The organism is Cellulomonas sp. zg-ZUI22 (genome assembly GCF_017353535.1).
In the GTDB taxonomy this organism is placed as follows: Bacteria; Actinomycetota; Actinomycetes; order Actinomycetales; family Cellulomonadaceae; genus Cellulomonas; species Cellulomonas wangleii.
Genome location: NZ_JAFMUZ010000002.1, coordinates 225366 through 239282, shown reverse-complemented (window position 1 = coordinate 239282; position 13917 = coordinate 225366). Strand labels below are relative to the sequence as shown.

Here is a 13917-nt window from a genome sequence, read left to right as displayed (position 1 = left end):
TAGGGTGACGCATCTCACACCGCTCTGAGATCGCGTCCCTACCGTCGGGGGCATGGAAGCCCGTGCCGCGCTGACGACCCGCGTCGATCTCGCCGCCCCTCTGCGGACCCGTGACCTCCTCGCGGCGTCCGCCGGCCCGGTCGACGTGGTCGTCCCGCCCGAGGCACGCGAGCGCACCGGCGCGGCACGGGCCCTCCTCGACGCCGCCGTGGCGGCCCACCGCACGGTCTACGGCCGCACGACGGGCTTCGGCGCGCTGGTCGGGTTCGCCGGCAGAACCGACGGCCGTGACCAGGCGGACAACACGCTCGCGCACGTGCGCACCTGCGCGCGCGTCGTCCTCACCACCGACCCGGAGGCCCGACCGTGACCCTCGACCACCTCGTCATCGGAGCCGGGCCTGCCGGCCTGCAGCTCGGCGCGCTGCTGGAGGCCGACGGCCGCCGCGACTACCTCGTCGTCGAGCGCGCCGACGCCGCCGGCTCGTTCTTCACGCGGTACCCGCGGCACCGCCGCCTCATCTCGATCAACAAGCCGCGCACCGGCAGCGACGACCCGGAGCTGAACCTGCGGTTCGACTGGAACTCGCTGCTCAGCGACGACCCCGACCTGCGCTTCACGCGCTACACGGACCGGTACTTCCCGGACGCGGACGTGATGGTGCAGTACCTCGCGGACTTCGCCGAGCGCACCAAGGTACGGGTGCGGTACGGCGCACCCGTGTGGCGGGTGTCGCGGCACGGCGACCTGTTCGACGTGCGGGTGGGCGACGACGTCCTGACGGCCCGCTCGGTCGTCGTCGCGACGGGCGTCAGCCGGCTGCACCGCCCCGCGATCCCCGGGTTCGAGCTGGTCGAGGGGTACGACACGATGCCCGTGGATCCCGACGACTACCTCGACCAGCGCGTGCTCGTCATCGGCAAGGGCAACTCGGGGTTCGAGACGGCCGACGCGCTCATGGAGACGACCACGCTCATCCACCTCGCGGGCCCGGACTCCGTCCGGCTCGCGTGGCGCACCCACTACGTGGGGAACCTGCGCGCGGTCAACAACAACTTCCTCGACACGTACCAGCTCAAGTCCGCCAACGCGGTGCTCGACGGCACGATCGAGCGCATCGAGCGCGACGACGACGGCCTGGCCGTGACGTTCCGCTTCGCCCGGGCCGACGAGACCCGTGTGCTCCACTACGACCGGGTGCTCGCGTGCACCGGGTTCGCGTTCGACCCCACCGTGTTCGACGACTCGTGCCGGCCCGCGCTCGCGATCGGCGGCCGGTTCCCCGCCCAGACCGACGAGTGGGAGTCCGTCGACGTGCCGGGCCTCTTCTTCGCCGGGACCCTCAGCCAGCAGCGTGACTTCAAGCACTCCACCAACGGGTTCGTCCACGGGTTCCGGTACGCCACGCGGGCCCTGCACCGCATCCTCGAGCGGCGGTACGCCGACGAGCCGTGGCCCTCGCTGCCCCTCGACGCGACGCCCGAGGCGATCGCCGCCGCCGTGGTCGAGCGGGTCAACAGGTCCTCGGCCCTGTGGCAGCAGTTCGGTGTCCTGGCGGACGTCGTCGCCGTCACGGACGGCACCGCCCGGTACCACGAGGAGGTGCCCGTCGCCTACCACGCGCGCGTGGGGCTGGGACCCGACGGGCACGACGACGACGCGTTCGTCGTGACCCTCGAGTACGGGCCGGACCACGACAAGGTCGACCCGTTCGACATCGGTGTGCAGCGCATCGCGCAGGACCGGCCCGGCGTCGCGCACGACGCGGCGTACCTGCACCCGGTGGTCCGCCACCACCGCCGCGGGCAGCTCGTCGCGACGCACCACCTGGCGGAGAACCTCGAGAACCGGTGGGACCGGCCCGACGCCCACGTGGCCCCGCTCGAGGGCTTCGTGGCCGGTGCGCTGGCGGGACGCTGACGTGCCCGGACCGCTGCGGGAGGCCGAGCGCGGTGCCCGGGCCGTCCTGGACCCCGTGCACTTCGACTACCTCGCCGGCGGCGCCGGCGAGGAGCGCACCCTGACGGACAACGAGGAGGCGTTCGCCCGCCGCCGGGTGGTGCCGCGCGTGCTGCGCGGCCCGGGCGGCACCGACCTGACCACGGACCTGTGCGGGGTGCGGCTCGCCGCACCGGTCGTGGTCGCGCCGACCGCGTTCCACCGTCTGGCGCACCCGGACGGCGAGGCCGCGACCGCACGCGGGGTGCGCGCGGCCGGCGGGCTGCTCACCGTGAGCACGATGTCGACCGTCGCGGTCGAGGACGTCGCCGCGACCGGCGCGACCACCTGGTTCCAGCTGTACGTGCAGCCGGACCGGACGTTCACGGCGGCGCTCGTCGCCCGCGCGGAGGCCGCCGGTTGCCGCGCCCTGGTCCTCACCGTGGACTCCCCGGTGCGCGGTCGCCACGCGCGCGACGCGCGGCACGGTTTCACCGACCTGCCCGCCGGTCTGGTGTGCGAGAACCTCCGGGACGCCGACGGGCGGGTGCACGACCTGGTCGTCGACCCGGACCTCGGGTGGGACGCCGTGGCGTGGCTGCGCGCCACCACGACCCTGCCCGTGCTGGTCAAGGGCGTGCTGCACCCCGCCGACGCGCGGCTGGCCGTCGAGCACGGCGTCGACGGCGTCGTGGTCTCCAACCACGGCGGCCGCCAGCTCGACGGCGCCGTCAGCTCGCTCGACGCGCTGCCCGGCGTGGTCGCCGCCGTCGACGGGCGCGTGCCGGTGCTGCTCGACGGCGGGGTGCGACGCGGGGTCGACGTGCTCGTGGCGCTCGCCACGGGGGCGGACGCCGTGATGGTCGGCCGCCCCGTGCTGTGGGGGCTGGCGCAGGGCGGGGCGGTCGGGGTCCGGTCGGTGCTCACGGAGCTCGTCGACGAGCTCGCCCACGCCATGGCGCTCGTCGGGGCGCACCGGCCGCGGGACCTCACCCCCGACCTGGTGACGGTCCCGTGACGACCGGGGTCGCGGTGCTCGCCGCGGCGGTGGCGCTCTGGACGCTGCCGGGGTGGCTGCCGCGCGCCGTCGTGCGCCTGCGCGAGCGCGTGTTCGCGTGGGTCAACGGCGCGGAGGGCATCCCCGTGCCGGGCCCGCTGGTCGGCGCGGAGCACTTCGAGGCGGTGTACTCCCACCCCGCCGCGGACGGGCGCAGCGCCGGCGCCGGCCTGTCGGACCTGTTCTGGTACTGGCTGGCACCCGGGGCGCACATGCACCAGGAGCACCTGGAGCCCGGCGAGCGCTACCGGACCGTCGCCCGCACGACGCGCCAGGTCCTGGCGGTACGGCACGAGCGCAGCGACGAGCTCGCGACCGCGGCCGTCCGCCGCGCGCTGGACGCCCTGCCGGCGGACCGCACGACCCGGGTGCGGCTGCGCGACCTGCTGATGCCCGTGTGGGCCGAGGTCTACCACGAGCTGGTCTTCGCCGAGCCGTGCCCGCGTGACGCCCGGGACCTCGTGGTCGCCAACGCCGACGACGTCGTCACGGCCCTCAAGTGCACCGGGCTGCGCCACCTGGACCGACGCGACCGGCTCACCGCGTACCTGCGGGACCGGGTCGAGGCGGGCACGTGCCCGGTGGTGCTGCCGCCGCCGTTCACCGCGCAGGAGACCGCCTGGTACCTGCAGGGCGCGTTCTTCAACACCGCGGTCGTGCAGATGTCGGAGGCCGCCGCGCACGTCCTGCTCTGCGCGGGCGCGTACGGGCCGGCACGTGGTCAGGTCGACGACGACGAGGCGCTGGACCGGATCGTCGACGAGACGCTGCGGGTGCACCCGCTGTTCGGCATCGCGCACCGCATCACGTCCGCGCCGATCGACGTCGGCGACGCGACGCTGCCGACGGGCTCGGTGCTGCTGTTCAACTACCTCGCGTACCAGCGCACCGGCACCGCGCCGGACGACACGTTCGACCCCGAGCGCTGGCGGACCCTGCGACCGCGCGACGCGCACTTCATCCCGTTCGGCGTCACCGCCAACCGGGCCTGCCCCGCGCGCGGGTCGGCGCCCGTCATGCTGCGCGCCGTGCTGCGGGAGGTGCTGCGCCGCTACGACGTGACGTCGAGCGCCGCGCACACGCGGTCGATGCCGAACCGCGGCCCCGCCTACCTCACCCCGGCCGGCGCACCCGGACCGGGCCGGGCGCGGCTGGCCGCGATGCGGCTGGCCGACCGGTGGGCCGACGTCGGACGGTCCGTGCAGCAGCTGGTGCTCGGCACCGTCATGGTCCTCGACGCCCGTCGACGCCGTCCCTGCACCACCTACTTCCGGGAGGTCCGCGCATGACACCGGTCGAGCTCGCGCCCCGCTTCTTCCTCGCGGTGGTCGTCATCCTGCTCGTGTGCCGCGGCGTGTCGTGGCTGCTGGGCCGCGTCGGCCAGCCACCCGTCGTCGGCGAGATGGTGGCCGGGGTGCTCCTCGGCCCGTCCCTGCTGGGCCTGTTCCTGCCGGGCGTGCAGGACTCGCTGTTCCCCGACGACCTGCGGCCCGTGCTGTACGTGGTCGGCCAGGTGGGCCTCGTGCTGCTGATGTTCCACGCCGGGTACGCGTTCACCACGAGCCGCTCCGACGGCCTGGCCCGCACGGCGGCGGCCGTGTCGCTCGCGGGCGTCACCGGGCCGCTGGTCCTGGGCGTCGCGCTCGTGCTGCTGGCCGCGGGTCACGTCCCGCTGCAGCCGGACGGCGTCCCGGTGGGTGTCGTCGCCGCGTTCGTGGGGGTGGCGCTGGCGATCACGGCGTTCCCGATGCTCGCGCGGATCATCACCGAGCGGGGGCAGGCCGGCACCCGCCACGGGACGATCGCGCTCGCGAGCGGTGCGGTGGACGACGTCGTCGCCTGGGTGCTGCTGGCGGTGGTGCTGGCCGTGGCGACCGGCAGCCCGGGGCCGGCGCTGCTGACCGTCGGGGGTGCGCTCGTGTTCGTGGCCGTGGTGGTGTTCGTGGCCCGTCCCGGCATGCGCCGCCTCATGGGGAGCCCGCGCGTGGACGACGGCACGCGCCTGCTCGGCACCGTGGCCGTCCTGTTCGGCGCGGCGTGGTTCACCGACGAGATCGGGCTGTACGCGGTGTTCGGCGCCTTCGCGCTCGGCCTCGCCCTCCCGCGGGTGCCTGCCGCCGACCGCGTCGTGGGCGCCCTCACGCCGGTGACCGGGGTGCTCGTCCCGCTGTTCTTCACGTACTCCGGCCTGCACACGCAGTTCGGGCTGTTCACGGACCCGACGGTGCTCCTGTTCGCCGTGGCGTGCGTGGTCCTGGCGATCGCGGGGAAGTTCGGCGCCTGCTGGGCCGCGGCACGGCGCCGCGGCGAGCCGCAGGGCGTCGCGCTGCGCGTCGCGTCCCTCATGAACGCCCGCGGGCTGATGCAGCTCATCGCGCTGAACATCGGCCTGGAGGCGGGCATCGTGGGTCCTGCCCTGTTCACCGTCCTCGTGCTGGTCGCGCTCGTCACCACGGTCATGACCAGCCCGCTGCTGTCCTGGGTCGAGCGCCGTCACCCGCTCGTGGAACCCGCGCCGGCCGCAGCGGAGGCCGAGCGGGTGACATCGTGACCACGGAAGTGTTACTCAAGTCACATCAGATGTGCCATTGTCAGGACATGTCAGGACGACCCCACCGGCTCCTCGTCGTCGAGGACGACCGCGAGCTCAACGACATGCTGGCCGAGACCCTGACCGACGAGGGGTACCTCGTCGACCAGGCGCGCGACGGCCACCGGGCGCTCCACCTCGGCCTGACCCGCCCCTACGACGTCCTCGTCGTCGACCGCCGGCTGCCCGCCGTGGACGGCCTGGACCTACTGCGGCGGCTACGGTCGCACGCCGTCGGCGCCCGGGCGCTGGTGCTCACCGCGCTGGGCACGGTGGCCGACAGGGTCGCCGGCCTCGACGCCGGCGCCGACGACTACCTCGTCAAGCCGTTCGAGCTCGACGAGCTCAGCGCCCGCATCCGCGCGCTGTGCCGCCGTGTCGACGAGGCCGACACCCACCTGCCGGTCGGCGAGGCGTCGCTCGACCTCGTGACCCGGCAGGTCGTCCTGCCCGGCGGGCGGTGCGTCGACCTCTCGACGCGTGAGCACGCGCTCCTGCGCACGCTCGCGGAGCGTCCACGCAGCGTGCACACGCGCGCGGAGCTGCGCCGCGTGGTGTTCCAGGACACCGAGGCCGCGTCGATCGTCGACACCTACGTGTACTACCTGCGCCGCAAGCTCGGACGCGACGCGGTGCGCACGGTCCGCGGCGCCGGCTACCGCCTGGGCACGCTGTGAACCCGCCGACGACCGAGGACCGCGTCCTGCGGCGGGCGCGCCTGCGCATCGGTGCCCTCGTCGGCCTCGTCATCGCGGCGCTGCTCGCCCTGGCCGGGGCCATCTCGTACGGGCTGCTGCTGCACAGCCAGGAGCGCCAGATCGACGGCGAGCTCGCGTGGGGCGTCGAGCACGGCACCATCGCCGGCCCGCCCGCGTGCAGCTGGATCATCACGTACGACGGCACCGCCGTGGACAGCGGCGTCGCCGCCCCGCCGGACGGCTTCCCGCTCACCGACGCGCTGCGCGAGGTGCACGCGACCGGCGTGGCCCAGGACACCCGCGTCGTGCAGGACGGGACCGTCTACTTCGTGCGCACCGCGCAGCAGGGCGACCACGTCGTGCAGGCCGTCTTCGACGCCCGGTTCCAGCTCGCCGACCGCCGGCACCTGCTCATCGCGTTCGGCGTCGCGGCCGCTGCGGGCGCACTCGCGGCCGTCGTCAGCGGCGTGGTCGTCGGACGGCGCGCCGTCGCCCCGCTGGCCGAGGCCCTGCAGCGGCAACGGCGGTTCGTCGCCGACGCCAGCCACGAGCTGCGCACGCCGATCGCCCAGGTGCACGCCCGCGCCCAGCTGCTCGAACGCCGCGCCCGCGCCGCGGACGACGACGCCCAGGCGGGCGACCTCGACCGGCTCGTCGTCACGACCCGGCGCCTCGGGGAGATCGTCGACGAGCTGCTCCTGTCCGCCAGGCTCACGGCCGCGCAGGACACGGCCACGACGCGCCCGGACAGCACCCACGTCGACCTCGCCGCCCTGGTCGAGGAGGCGGTCGCGAACGACACGGCGCGCGCCGCCGCGCAGGGGGTGAGCGTCGTCGCGCTCACGGACGACGTGCCGTACGTGCTCGGCGTCGCGTCCGCCCTGCGCCGTGTCGTCGCCGAGCTCCTGAGCAACGCGTTGTCGCACACCCCGCCGGGCGGTCGCGTCACGGTCGGTGCGCGTGCGGTGGAGCAGGGCCGCGTCGTGGAGGTGGTGGTGAGCGACACCGGACCGGGTGTCGACCCCGCGGAGGCCGAGCGCATCTTCGACCGGTTCCACCGGGGCGCGGGAGCCGACGACCGGCGCTTCGGGCTCGGGCTCGCGCTGCTGCGCGAGGTGGTGACGAGCCACGGCGGCACGATCCGCGCCGTCACCGACCGCGGGCGGGGTGCGACGTTCGCGGTGCGGCTCCCCGGCGCCGGGACCGTGCCGGCCGCCGGCGGCGGGCCGCAGGACGCCGGGGCGGTGCGGGGCGGCAGCGTGGTGCCCGTCGGTCGATGAGCACCACCCGTCCGCCGGCTCACCAGGCGGCGAGGCTGCGCTCCCGGGCCGCCGCCCGCTGCAGCGACAGCACCAGGCGGAAGAGCGTCTCGCGGGTGCGGTCGTCGAGGTCGACCAGCTCGCACCCGTAGCGCCACTCGTGCTGCCCCTCCTCGACGCGCAGCACCCGCGCGGCGAGGTCGACGGTCGTGTCACCGGCAGGCATGGGGAACCGCACGACGTCGCCGCGGCTCAGCGACCGAGACGTCACGAACCGCACGCCGGAGGCACTGATGTCCACGACCGTGACGCTCACGCCGGCGACCCCCGACGGGCTCTCGACCTTGCCGGTGCACGCGGTGCGGTAGAGGGCACGCGCCGCCGAGCGCCGCTGGTCGGGCACCCCGCGCTCCAGCACGACCAGCTGCACCGCCGTCCCGCTGGTGCCACCGAGCAGCCCCACGTACCGGCACAGCCCTCGCACGGGGTCCAGCACCGTGACCGAGGCGGCGTCACCGATCTCCCTGTCCTCCACGGGGTCGTCGACCTCGAGCACCAGCACGCCGGCGTCGAAGCTCACGACGTGCCCGTCGACGTCACCGGACTTCGTCCGCAGCGTGCAGACCGCCAGCTCGTGCATGCCACCCCCTGGACGTCGCGCGCGGTGCCGGGAGCCCGCGCTGGTCAACCGTCCAGTTGTAAGCGGACGGGACAGCGGCGGGCTACCGCCGAGCGGGTGGTGGTGCGGATGAGTCAGCCGGTACGCCGGGTTCTGTCCCCGCGCGCGGTCTCCCCCGCGCGGGTGGCGACCATCCATCTACGACGTACGTTGCCGCACGCCTCCAGCGGCCTACCCGGGAGCTCGGGCGGGCAACCCTCGAACGCTCCCTGTCTGGCCTTGCTCCGGGTGGGGTTTGCCGAGCCGCACCGGTCACCCGGTGCGCTGGTGGTCTCTTGCACCACCGTTTCACCCTTACCCCGTCGTCCCGGCGAGCCGGTCCGTCGTGGCGGTCTGTTCTCTGTGGCACTGTCCCGCGGGTCACCCCGGGTGGGCGTTACCCACCACCCTGCCCTACGGAGCCCGGACGTTCCTCGGCGGGACCCGAGGGTCCCGACGCGGCCGCCTGGCTGACTCATCCGCGTGGTCAGCCTACCCGCGTCACACGTCCACGCGGTACGACAGGCTCAACTCGTCGCCCGCGACGCCGCGGATGCCCCAGTGCGTCGGCGGGCTCTCGAGGATCACGACCTCCAGGTCGTCGGGCGCCAGCCCGAGCGCGGGTGCCACGTCGTCGAAGAAGGCCGCGATCAGCGCCCGCACCGCCGCCGGGCTGCGGCCCGTGAAGCAGACGACCTCGACGACGAGGTACTCCGGGGCCCGCGGCGCGACCAGGTCCTCGTCGTCGAGCAGCAGGAACCGGTGGAACCGCTTGTCCGCGGGCAGCCCCCACGCGCCCACGAGCGCGCCGTGGACGGCGTCCGAGACCTCGCGCCGCCGGTCGGCCCACACCGAGCGCCGCCCGTACACCGTGACCTGTGCCATCTCACACCCTCGGGACGCGGGAACTGGAAGGCGGCCACCGTACCCTCGTGCGGTGCTCGTGCTGCTGCCGCCCTCGGAGGGCAAGACGCCCGCACCCCCGACCGCTCCCCCGCTGGACCTGGACGCCCTGTCCCACGGCGGCCTGACGCCGGTGCGCGAGAAGGTGCTCGACGCGCTGGTGGCGGTGAGCGGCCGACCCGACGCGTGCGACGTCCTCGGCGTGTCCGCCGGGCTGGCCGACGAGGTCGCCCGCAACGTCGGCCTGCGCCGCGCACCCGCTGCCCGCGCGTCGCGGGTCTACACCGGTGTGCTCTACGGAGCCGCCGGGCTCGACGCGCTGACGCCCACCGCGCGGGCGCGGGCCGTCGAGAGCGTGCGCGTCGTCTCGGCCCTGTGGGGCCTGCTGACGGTCGACGACGTCGTCCCGGCCTACCGCCTGTCCATGGGCACCGACCTGCCCGGCATCGGGCCGCTGGCGGCCGCGTGGCGCGGTCCCCTGGGCGTCGAGCTGGGGGACGCCGCCGACGGCGGGCTCGTCGTCGACTGCCGCTCGGCCGCCTACCGCGCCGCCTGGACGCCGCCGGCCGGCGCCTGCTGGGTCGACGTCCGCGTGCTGCGCGAGGTCGACGGGCGGCGCTCCGTCGTCTCCCACCACGCCAAGCACACGCGCGGGGTCCTGACGCGCCACCTGGTGACCCGCCGCGGCCGCGATCCGCGTGACGCCGACGAGCTCGCGCACGCCGCGAGCACCCTGGTGGGCGACGTGCTGCACGCCGTCGAGCTCGGCCCGTTGCCGCGGCGCGGCGCCCGCACGCTCTCCCTCGTCGTCACCTGACCGCCGTCACCTGACGTCCGTCACCAGCCCTCGCTGGGCGCCCCGGCCACGGCGATCTCGTCGCGGCGGTCACCGAACAGCCGGATGATGCTCACCGAGGCGGGCGCCACGCGCAGCTGGCTCCAGGTGCCGGGGTCGGCGCCCAGGGTCACGCCGAGCGCCGCGCGGATCGCCACGGCGTGGGAGACCACGACCACGGTCCGGCTGCCGCCCGCGCGCAGCGCGTCCAGACCCGCGCGCAGGCGCACGCCGACGTCCTCGATGGACTCACCGCCGCCCGGGGGCCGCAACCGCCCCGTGGTGTGCCACGGCTCGAGCCGGCCGGGCCAGCGCTCCTCGATCTGCTCGGACGTCAGCCCCTGCCAGTGCCCGAAGTGCGCCTCCCGGAACGCCGCGTCCGTGCGGACCGACAGGCCGAGGCGCTCCGCCATGACCGCCGCGGTCTCCTGCGTGCGGACCATGGGCGAGGCGACGATCTCGGACGGGTAGTCGATGTCGCCCCACAGGTCGCGGCCGACTCGGTGGACCAGTGCGGCCGCCGCGGCCGCCTGCAGCCGGCCGCGCTCGTCCAGCGACGGTCCGGGCTCGGACGAGCCCGAGTAGCCGCGCGAGACCGTCATGGTGGTCTGCCCGTGCCGCACCAGCACGACGGTCGTCGGCTCGTCGTCGTCGAAGCGCGGCACGCTGCCGGACGGGCGGTCGGCCCGCCGCCGGGTGCCGGGGGCCGCCGACGCGCCCGAGCCCGCCGGGTCCGCCGCTGACGCCGCGAGCGCGTCGGCGGGCGAGGGGTCGGCCGACGAGGGGTCCGGGGCGTGCGCGTCCGCCGCGTGGCGGTCGTCGGCGGGCCGGTCGTCGCGGGGCGGTGTGCTGGTCACGCCTGCAGTCTTCGCCGTGGACGGCCGGCGGTCCAGCGCACCGCGCCCGCGCGCGCCGTCAGGAGTCCGTGAGCCTCACGAGGATCCGACCGCACTCCTCGCACCGCACCACCGCGTCGACGGGCCGGGCACGGATCGCCTCGAGGTCGAGCGGGTTGAGCTCGAGCCGGCACCCCTCGCACCGGTTGCCGCGCAACGCGGCGGCCCCGCTGCCGCCCAGCTGACCGCGCAGCCGCTCGTAGAGGGCGACGAGCCCGCCGTCGAGCCCGTCGGCCGTGCGCTCGCGCTCGGCGCGCACCCGCGCGGCCTCCGCGTCGACCTCGGCGAAGCCCGCGTCGCGCTCGGCAACGACCCGGTCGCGGTCCTCGACCAGCGCCGCTCGCGCCTGCTCCAGGTCGCGCAGCACCGACTCGTGCGCCTCGAGCCGCTCCATCACCTCGAGCTCCACGTCCTCCAGGTGCGACTGGCGGGCCGCGAGGCTCGCCAGCTCGCTGGTGAGCGCCTGCGCGTCCTTGGCGCCGACCTGGCCCCCGTCGAGCCGCTGCTGGTCGCGCCTCGCCCGGCTGCGCACCTGGTCCACGTCGGCCTCGGCCTTGGCCACCTCCGTGCGCAGGTCCGACGCCGCGGTGCGGGACGTCACCAGCGCGGTCTCGAGGTCCGCGAGGCGGGAGTCGAGCTCGACGAGGCGGGCGAGCGCAGGCAGGCTGCGCCGCTTGTGCGCGAGCTGGGCGAGTCGGGTGTCGAGCTCCTGGACGTCGAGGAGTCGGCGCTGGTCGGCGGCGGGGGCGCTGCTCACGTGGTTCCTTCCGGCGGGGACGTCTGCGGCACGTGACCCGTCCACGGGTCGGTGCGCCGCGTGCTGACGCGGGTCTCCACCGTAGTGCCCGCGGCCGCCAGGTCGTCGCGCAGCGCCTGCGCCGCGCGGGGCAGCCACAGCCACTCGGACGCGGAGTGGGCCAGGTCGACCAGCGCGGGGCGCGGGGCGCCGCCGCGCGCGTCGAAGGCCGCCCGCTCCTGCTGCTCCGAGGCGGGGTGGTGCCGCAGGTCGGCAGTGACGTACGCGTCGACGTCCGCGGCGCGCACCGCGTCGAACAGCGAGTCGCCGGAGCCCCCGAGCACCGCCACCCGGCGCACCGGCATGTCGGGGTCCCCCGCGTACCGCACGCCCTGCGCCGTGGCGGGCACGGCACGGGCCACGGCGGCGGCGAACGCGTGCAGCGGCTGCGGTGCGGGCAGCGTCCCGACGCGTCCGAGGCCCGTGGCCCCCGGGAGCGTCGCGAGCTCCAGGACGTCGAACGCGGGCTCCTCGTACGGGTGCGCGGCGCGCATCGCGGCGACGACCGCGGCCCGCCGGTGGCGTGGCGCGACCATCTCGACGCGCGCCTCGGCGACCGTCTCGCGGCGCCCCACGGTGCCCAGGGCCGGCGTGGCACCCGGTAGGGGCGTGAACGTGCCCTCGCCGGTGGTCGTCCACGCGCAGCGCTCGTAGGCACCCACGTGCCCGGCGCCCGCGCCGGCGAGCGCGTCCACGAGCCGATCGGCGTCGTCGACCGGGACCATGACGACGTGCTTGTCGAGCGCCGGCGCGTCGGCGGGCACCAGCGGTTCGGTGCCCACCAGGCCGATCGCGTCGGCCAGCGCCTCGGCGACGCCGCCGTGCGCCGCGTCGGCGTTGGTGTGCGCCGTGTACAGCCCGCAGCCGCCCCGCACGAGCCGGTGCAGGAGCGCGCCCTTGAAGGTGGTCGCGGCCACCGAGTGCACCGGGCGCAGCAGCAGCGGGTGGTGCGTGACCAGCAGGTCCGCCTCCCACGCGAGCGCCTCGTCCACGACGGCCGCGACGGGGTCGACCGCGAGGAGCACGCGACGCACGGGCGCGTCGGGGTCGCCGGCGGCCAGGCCCACCCGGTCCCACTGCTCGGCGGTGCCCGGCGGGTACCGCCGGTCCAGCGCGGCGACGACGTCCGCGAGCGTCGCGGTCACGGCAGCACCAGCGCCTTCGTGCAGGTGCGCTCGTCCATCGCGCGGTAGGCGTCCGCGACGTGGTCGAGCGCGAACGTCGCGTCGAAGACGAGGCCGGGCTCGATCGTCCCCGCCCAGACGTCGGGCAGCAGGCCCTCGATGTAGCCGCGCACGGGGGCCACCCCCCCGACCACGCCCTTGTTGCCGCCGAACATCGTCTGGACCGACAGCTCCGGGCCGCCCGCGGGCACCCCGACGAAGCCGACCCGTCCGCCGGGTCGCACGGTGGCCAGCGCCTGCGCCATCGACTCCTTGGTGCCGACGCACTCCAGCACGCCGTCCGGACCCACGCCGCCGAGCAGGTCGAGCACCGCCGCGGCACCCTCGTCGCCGCGCTCCTCGACGACGTCGGTCGCGCCGAAGCGCCGCGCCAGCGCCTGCCGGGCCGGGTTGCGCGACATCGCGACGACGCGCTCGGCGCCGAGGCGGCGCGCCGCGATGATCCCGCAGAGGCCGACGGCCCCGTCGCCCACCACGGCCACGCTGGAGCCGGCGTGCACACCGGCCGCCAGCGCGGCGTGGTGCCCGGTGCCCAGCACGTCCGTGAGCGTCAGCACGTGGGGCAGCAGGGCGGCGTCGGGGTGCTCGGGGGTGACGACGAGCGTGCCGTCGGCCAGCGGGACCCGGACGTGCTCACCCTGCCCGCCGTCGGTGGGCAGGCCGTCGTGGTCGGGCGAGCCCCACCACGCGACCTGCTCGCACGAGGTGTGCACGCCGTTGCGGCAGTGCGCGCAGGTGTTGTCGCAGATCGAGAACGGCGCGACGACGAAGTCGCCGACCCGGACGCGGCGCACGTCGGCGCCCACCTCCTCGACCACGCCGACGAACTCGTGGCCGGTGCGGTGGGGGGCGCGGGTCGGTCGCACCCCCCGGTACGCCCACAGGTCGGAGCCGCACACGCACGCGGCGACGACGCGGACGACGGCGTCGGTGGGACGGTGGATCACGGGGTCCGGCACCTGCTCGACGCGCACGTCGCGGGGGCCGTGGATGACGGTGGCTCGCACGACGTCGAGCCTACGGCGCGCCGTCGTGCGAGCGCCCACGCACCCACGCCGCGACGTGCAGCAGAACCCCCGGCCGCCGGTAGGCTGGCCGACCGC

The 13917-nt window shown here is 75.7% G+C and carries 14 protein-coding genes and 1 other RNA gene; 8 read left to right on the top strand and 7 right to left on the bottom strand.

Annotated elements, in window-relative coordinates; genetic code table 11:
* Positions 1-52 precede the first annotated feature (52 nt).
* Genes J1G43_RS08825 through J1G43_RS08795 form a run of 7 tightly spaced genes read left to right on the top strand, consistent with a single transcriptional unit; the run spans position 53 to position 7563 of the window.
* Positions 53-370, top strand: a complete 318-nt coding sequence (locus J1G43_RS08825; protein ID WP_207370540.1) for an aromatic amino acid lyase — start codon at positions 53-55, stop codon at positions 368-370.
* Positions 367-1920: an NAD(P)-binding domain-containing protein gene (locus J1G43_RS08820; RefSeq protein WP_207378334.1), complete on the top strand. Its 1554-nt coding sequence runs from the start codon at positions 367-369 to the stop codon at positions 1918-1920. The genes J1G43_RS08825 and J1G43_RS08820 overlap by 4 nt, the downstream gene beginning before the upstream one ends.
* 1 nt (position 1921) lies before the next feature.
* Positions 1922-2956, top strand: a complete 1035-nt coding sequence (locus tag J1G43_RS08815; RefSeq protein ID WP_307859531.1) for an alpha-hydroxy acid oxidase — start codon at positions 1922-1924, stop codon at positions 2954-2956.
* Positions 2953-4284 (top strand): cytochrome P450, encoded by a 1332-nt coding sequence (locus J1G43_RS08810; RefSeq protein ID WP_207378333.1) that lies wholly within the window; start codon positions 2953-2955, stop codon positions 4282-4284. Before J1G43_RS08815 ends, J1G43_RS08810 begins: the two co-directional genes overlap by 4 nt.
* Positions 4281-5546, top strand: coding sequence for a cation:proton antiporter (locus J1G43_RS08805; RefSeq protein ID WP_207370543.1), 1266 nt, complete (start codon positions 4281-4283; stop codon positions 5544-5546). Before J1G43_RS08810 ends, J1G43_RS08805 begins: the two co-directional genes overlap by 4 nt.
* A 47-nt stretch (positions 5547-5593) precedes the next feature.
* Positions 5594-6262, top strand: a complete 669-nt coding sequence (locus J1G43_RS08800; protein WP_207341106.1) for a response regulator transcription factor — start codon at positions 5594-5596, stop codon at positions 6260-6262.
* Positions 6259-7563, top strand: coding sequence for a HAMP domain-containing sensor histidine kinase (locus tag J1G43_RS08795; RefSeq protein WP_207370544.1), 1305 nt, complete (start codon positions 6259-6261; stop codon positions 7561-7563). Before J1G43_RS08800 ends, J1G43_RS08795 begins: the two co-directional genes overlap by 4 nt.
* A 19-nt stretch (positions 7564-7582) precedes the next feature.
* On the opposite strand, the gene J1G43_RS08790 is transcribed toward J1G43_RS08795, so the two are convergent.
* From J1G43_RS08790 to J1G43_RS08780, 3 genes are all read right to left on the bottom strand, one after another.
* Positions 7583-8182, bottom strand: coding sequence for a PilZ domain-containing protein (locus J1G43_RS08790; protein WP_207341104.1), 600 nt, complete (start codon positions 8180-8182; stop codon positions 7583-7585).
* A gap of 105 nt (positions 8183-8287) precedes the next feature.
* An RNA gene (rnpB, locus tag J1G43_RS08785) (RNase P RNA component class A) lies at positions 8288-8678 on the bottom strand.
* Between the two features lie 23 nt (positions 8679-8701).
* Positions 8702-9085, bottom strand: a complete 384-nt coding sequence (locus J1G43_RS08780; protein WP_207341103.1) for a tautomerase family protein — start codon at positions 9083-9085, stop codon at positions 8702-8704.
* A gap of 52 nt (positions 9086-9137) precedes the next feature.
* On the opposite strand from J1G43_RS08780, the gene J1G43_RS08775 reads away from it, so the two are divergent.
* Positions 9138-9920: a YaaA family protein gene (locus J1G43_RS08775; protein ID WP_207370545.1), complete on the top strand. Its 783-nt coding sequence runs from the start codon at positions 9138-9140 to the stop codon at positions 9918-9920.
* A 20-nt stretch (positions 9921-9940) separates the two neighbouring features.
* Here J1G43_RS08775 and J1G43_RS08770 read toward each other — a convergent pair whose 3' ends face one another.
* The 4 genes from J1G43_RS08770 to J1G43_RS08755 are packed head-to-tail and all read right to left on the bottom strand — an operon-like array spanning position 9941 to position 13821.
* Positions 9941-10795: a histidine phosphatase family protein gene (locus J1G43_RS08770; protein WP_307859530.1), complete on the bottom strand. Its 855-nt coding sequence runs from the start codon at positions 10793-10795 to the stop codon at positions 9941-9943.
* Positions 10796-10853: 58 nt separating this feature from the next.
* On the bottom strand, positions 10854-11591 hold the full coding sequence (locus J1G43_RS08765; RefSeq protein ID WP_207341101.1) for a zinc ribbon domain-containing protein: 738 nt from the start codon (positions 11589-11591) through the stop codon (positions 10854-10856).
* The gene (locus tag J1G43_RS08760) at positions 11588-12775 is read right to left on the bottom strand and encodes a Nif3-like dinuclear metal center hexameric protein (protein ID WP_207370546.1); all 1188 of its coding nucleotides are present in this window, start codon (positions 12773-12775) and stop codon (positions 11588-11590) included. The genes J1G43_RS08765 and J1G43_RS08760 overlap by 4 nt, the downstream gene beginning before the upstream one ends.
* Entirely contained in the window at positions 12772-13821 is a 1050-nt protein-coding gene (locus J1G43_RS08755; protein ID WP_207341099.1) for a zinc-dependent alcohol dehydrogenase family protein, read from the bottom strand. The genes J1G43_RS08760 and J1G43_RS08755 overlap by 4 nt, the downstream gene beginning before the upstream one ends.
* Positions 13822-13917: the final 96 nt, after the last annotated feature.

Excerpts from the sequence above, each read along its gene's own strand:
- J1G43_RS08825 (WP_207370540.1), top strand. The coding sequence starts at position 53 with ATGGAAGCCCGTGCCGCGCTGACGACCCGCGTCGATCTCGCCGCCCCT.
- J1G43_RS08805 (WP_207370543.1), top strand. The coding sequence starts at position 4,281 with ATGACACCGGTCGAGCTCGCGCCCCGCTTCTTCCTCGCGGTGGTCGTC.
- J1G43_RS08800 (WP_207341106.1), top strand. The coding sequence starts at position 5,594 with ATGTCAGGACGACCCCACCGGCTCCTCGTCGTCGAGGACGACCGCGAG.
- J1G43_RS08790 (WP_207341104.1), bottom strand. The coding sequence starts at position 8,182 with ATGCACGAGCTGGCGGTCTGCACGCTGCGGACGAAGTCCGGTGACGTC.
- J1G43_RS08780 (WP_207341103.1), bottom strand. The coding sequence starts at position 9,085 with ATGGCACAGGTCACGGTGTACGGGCGGCGCTCGGTGTGGGCCGACCGG.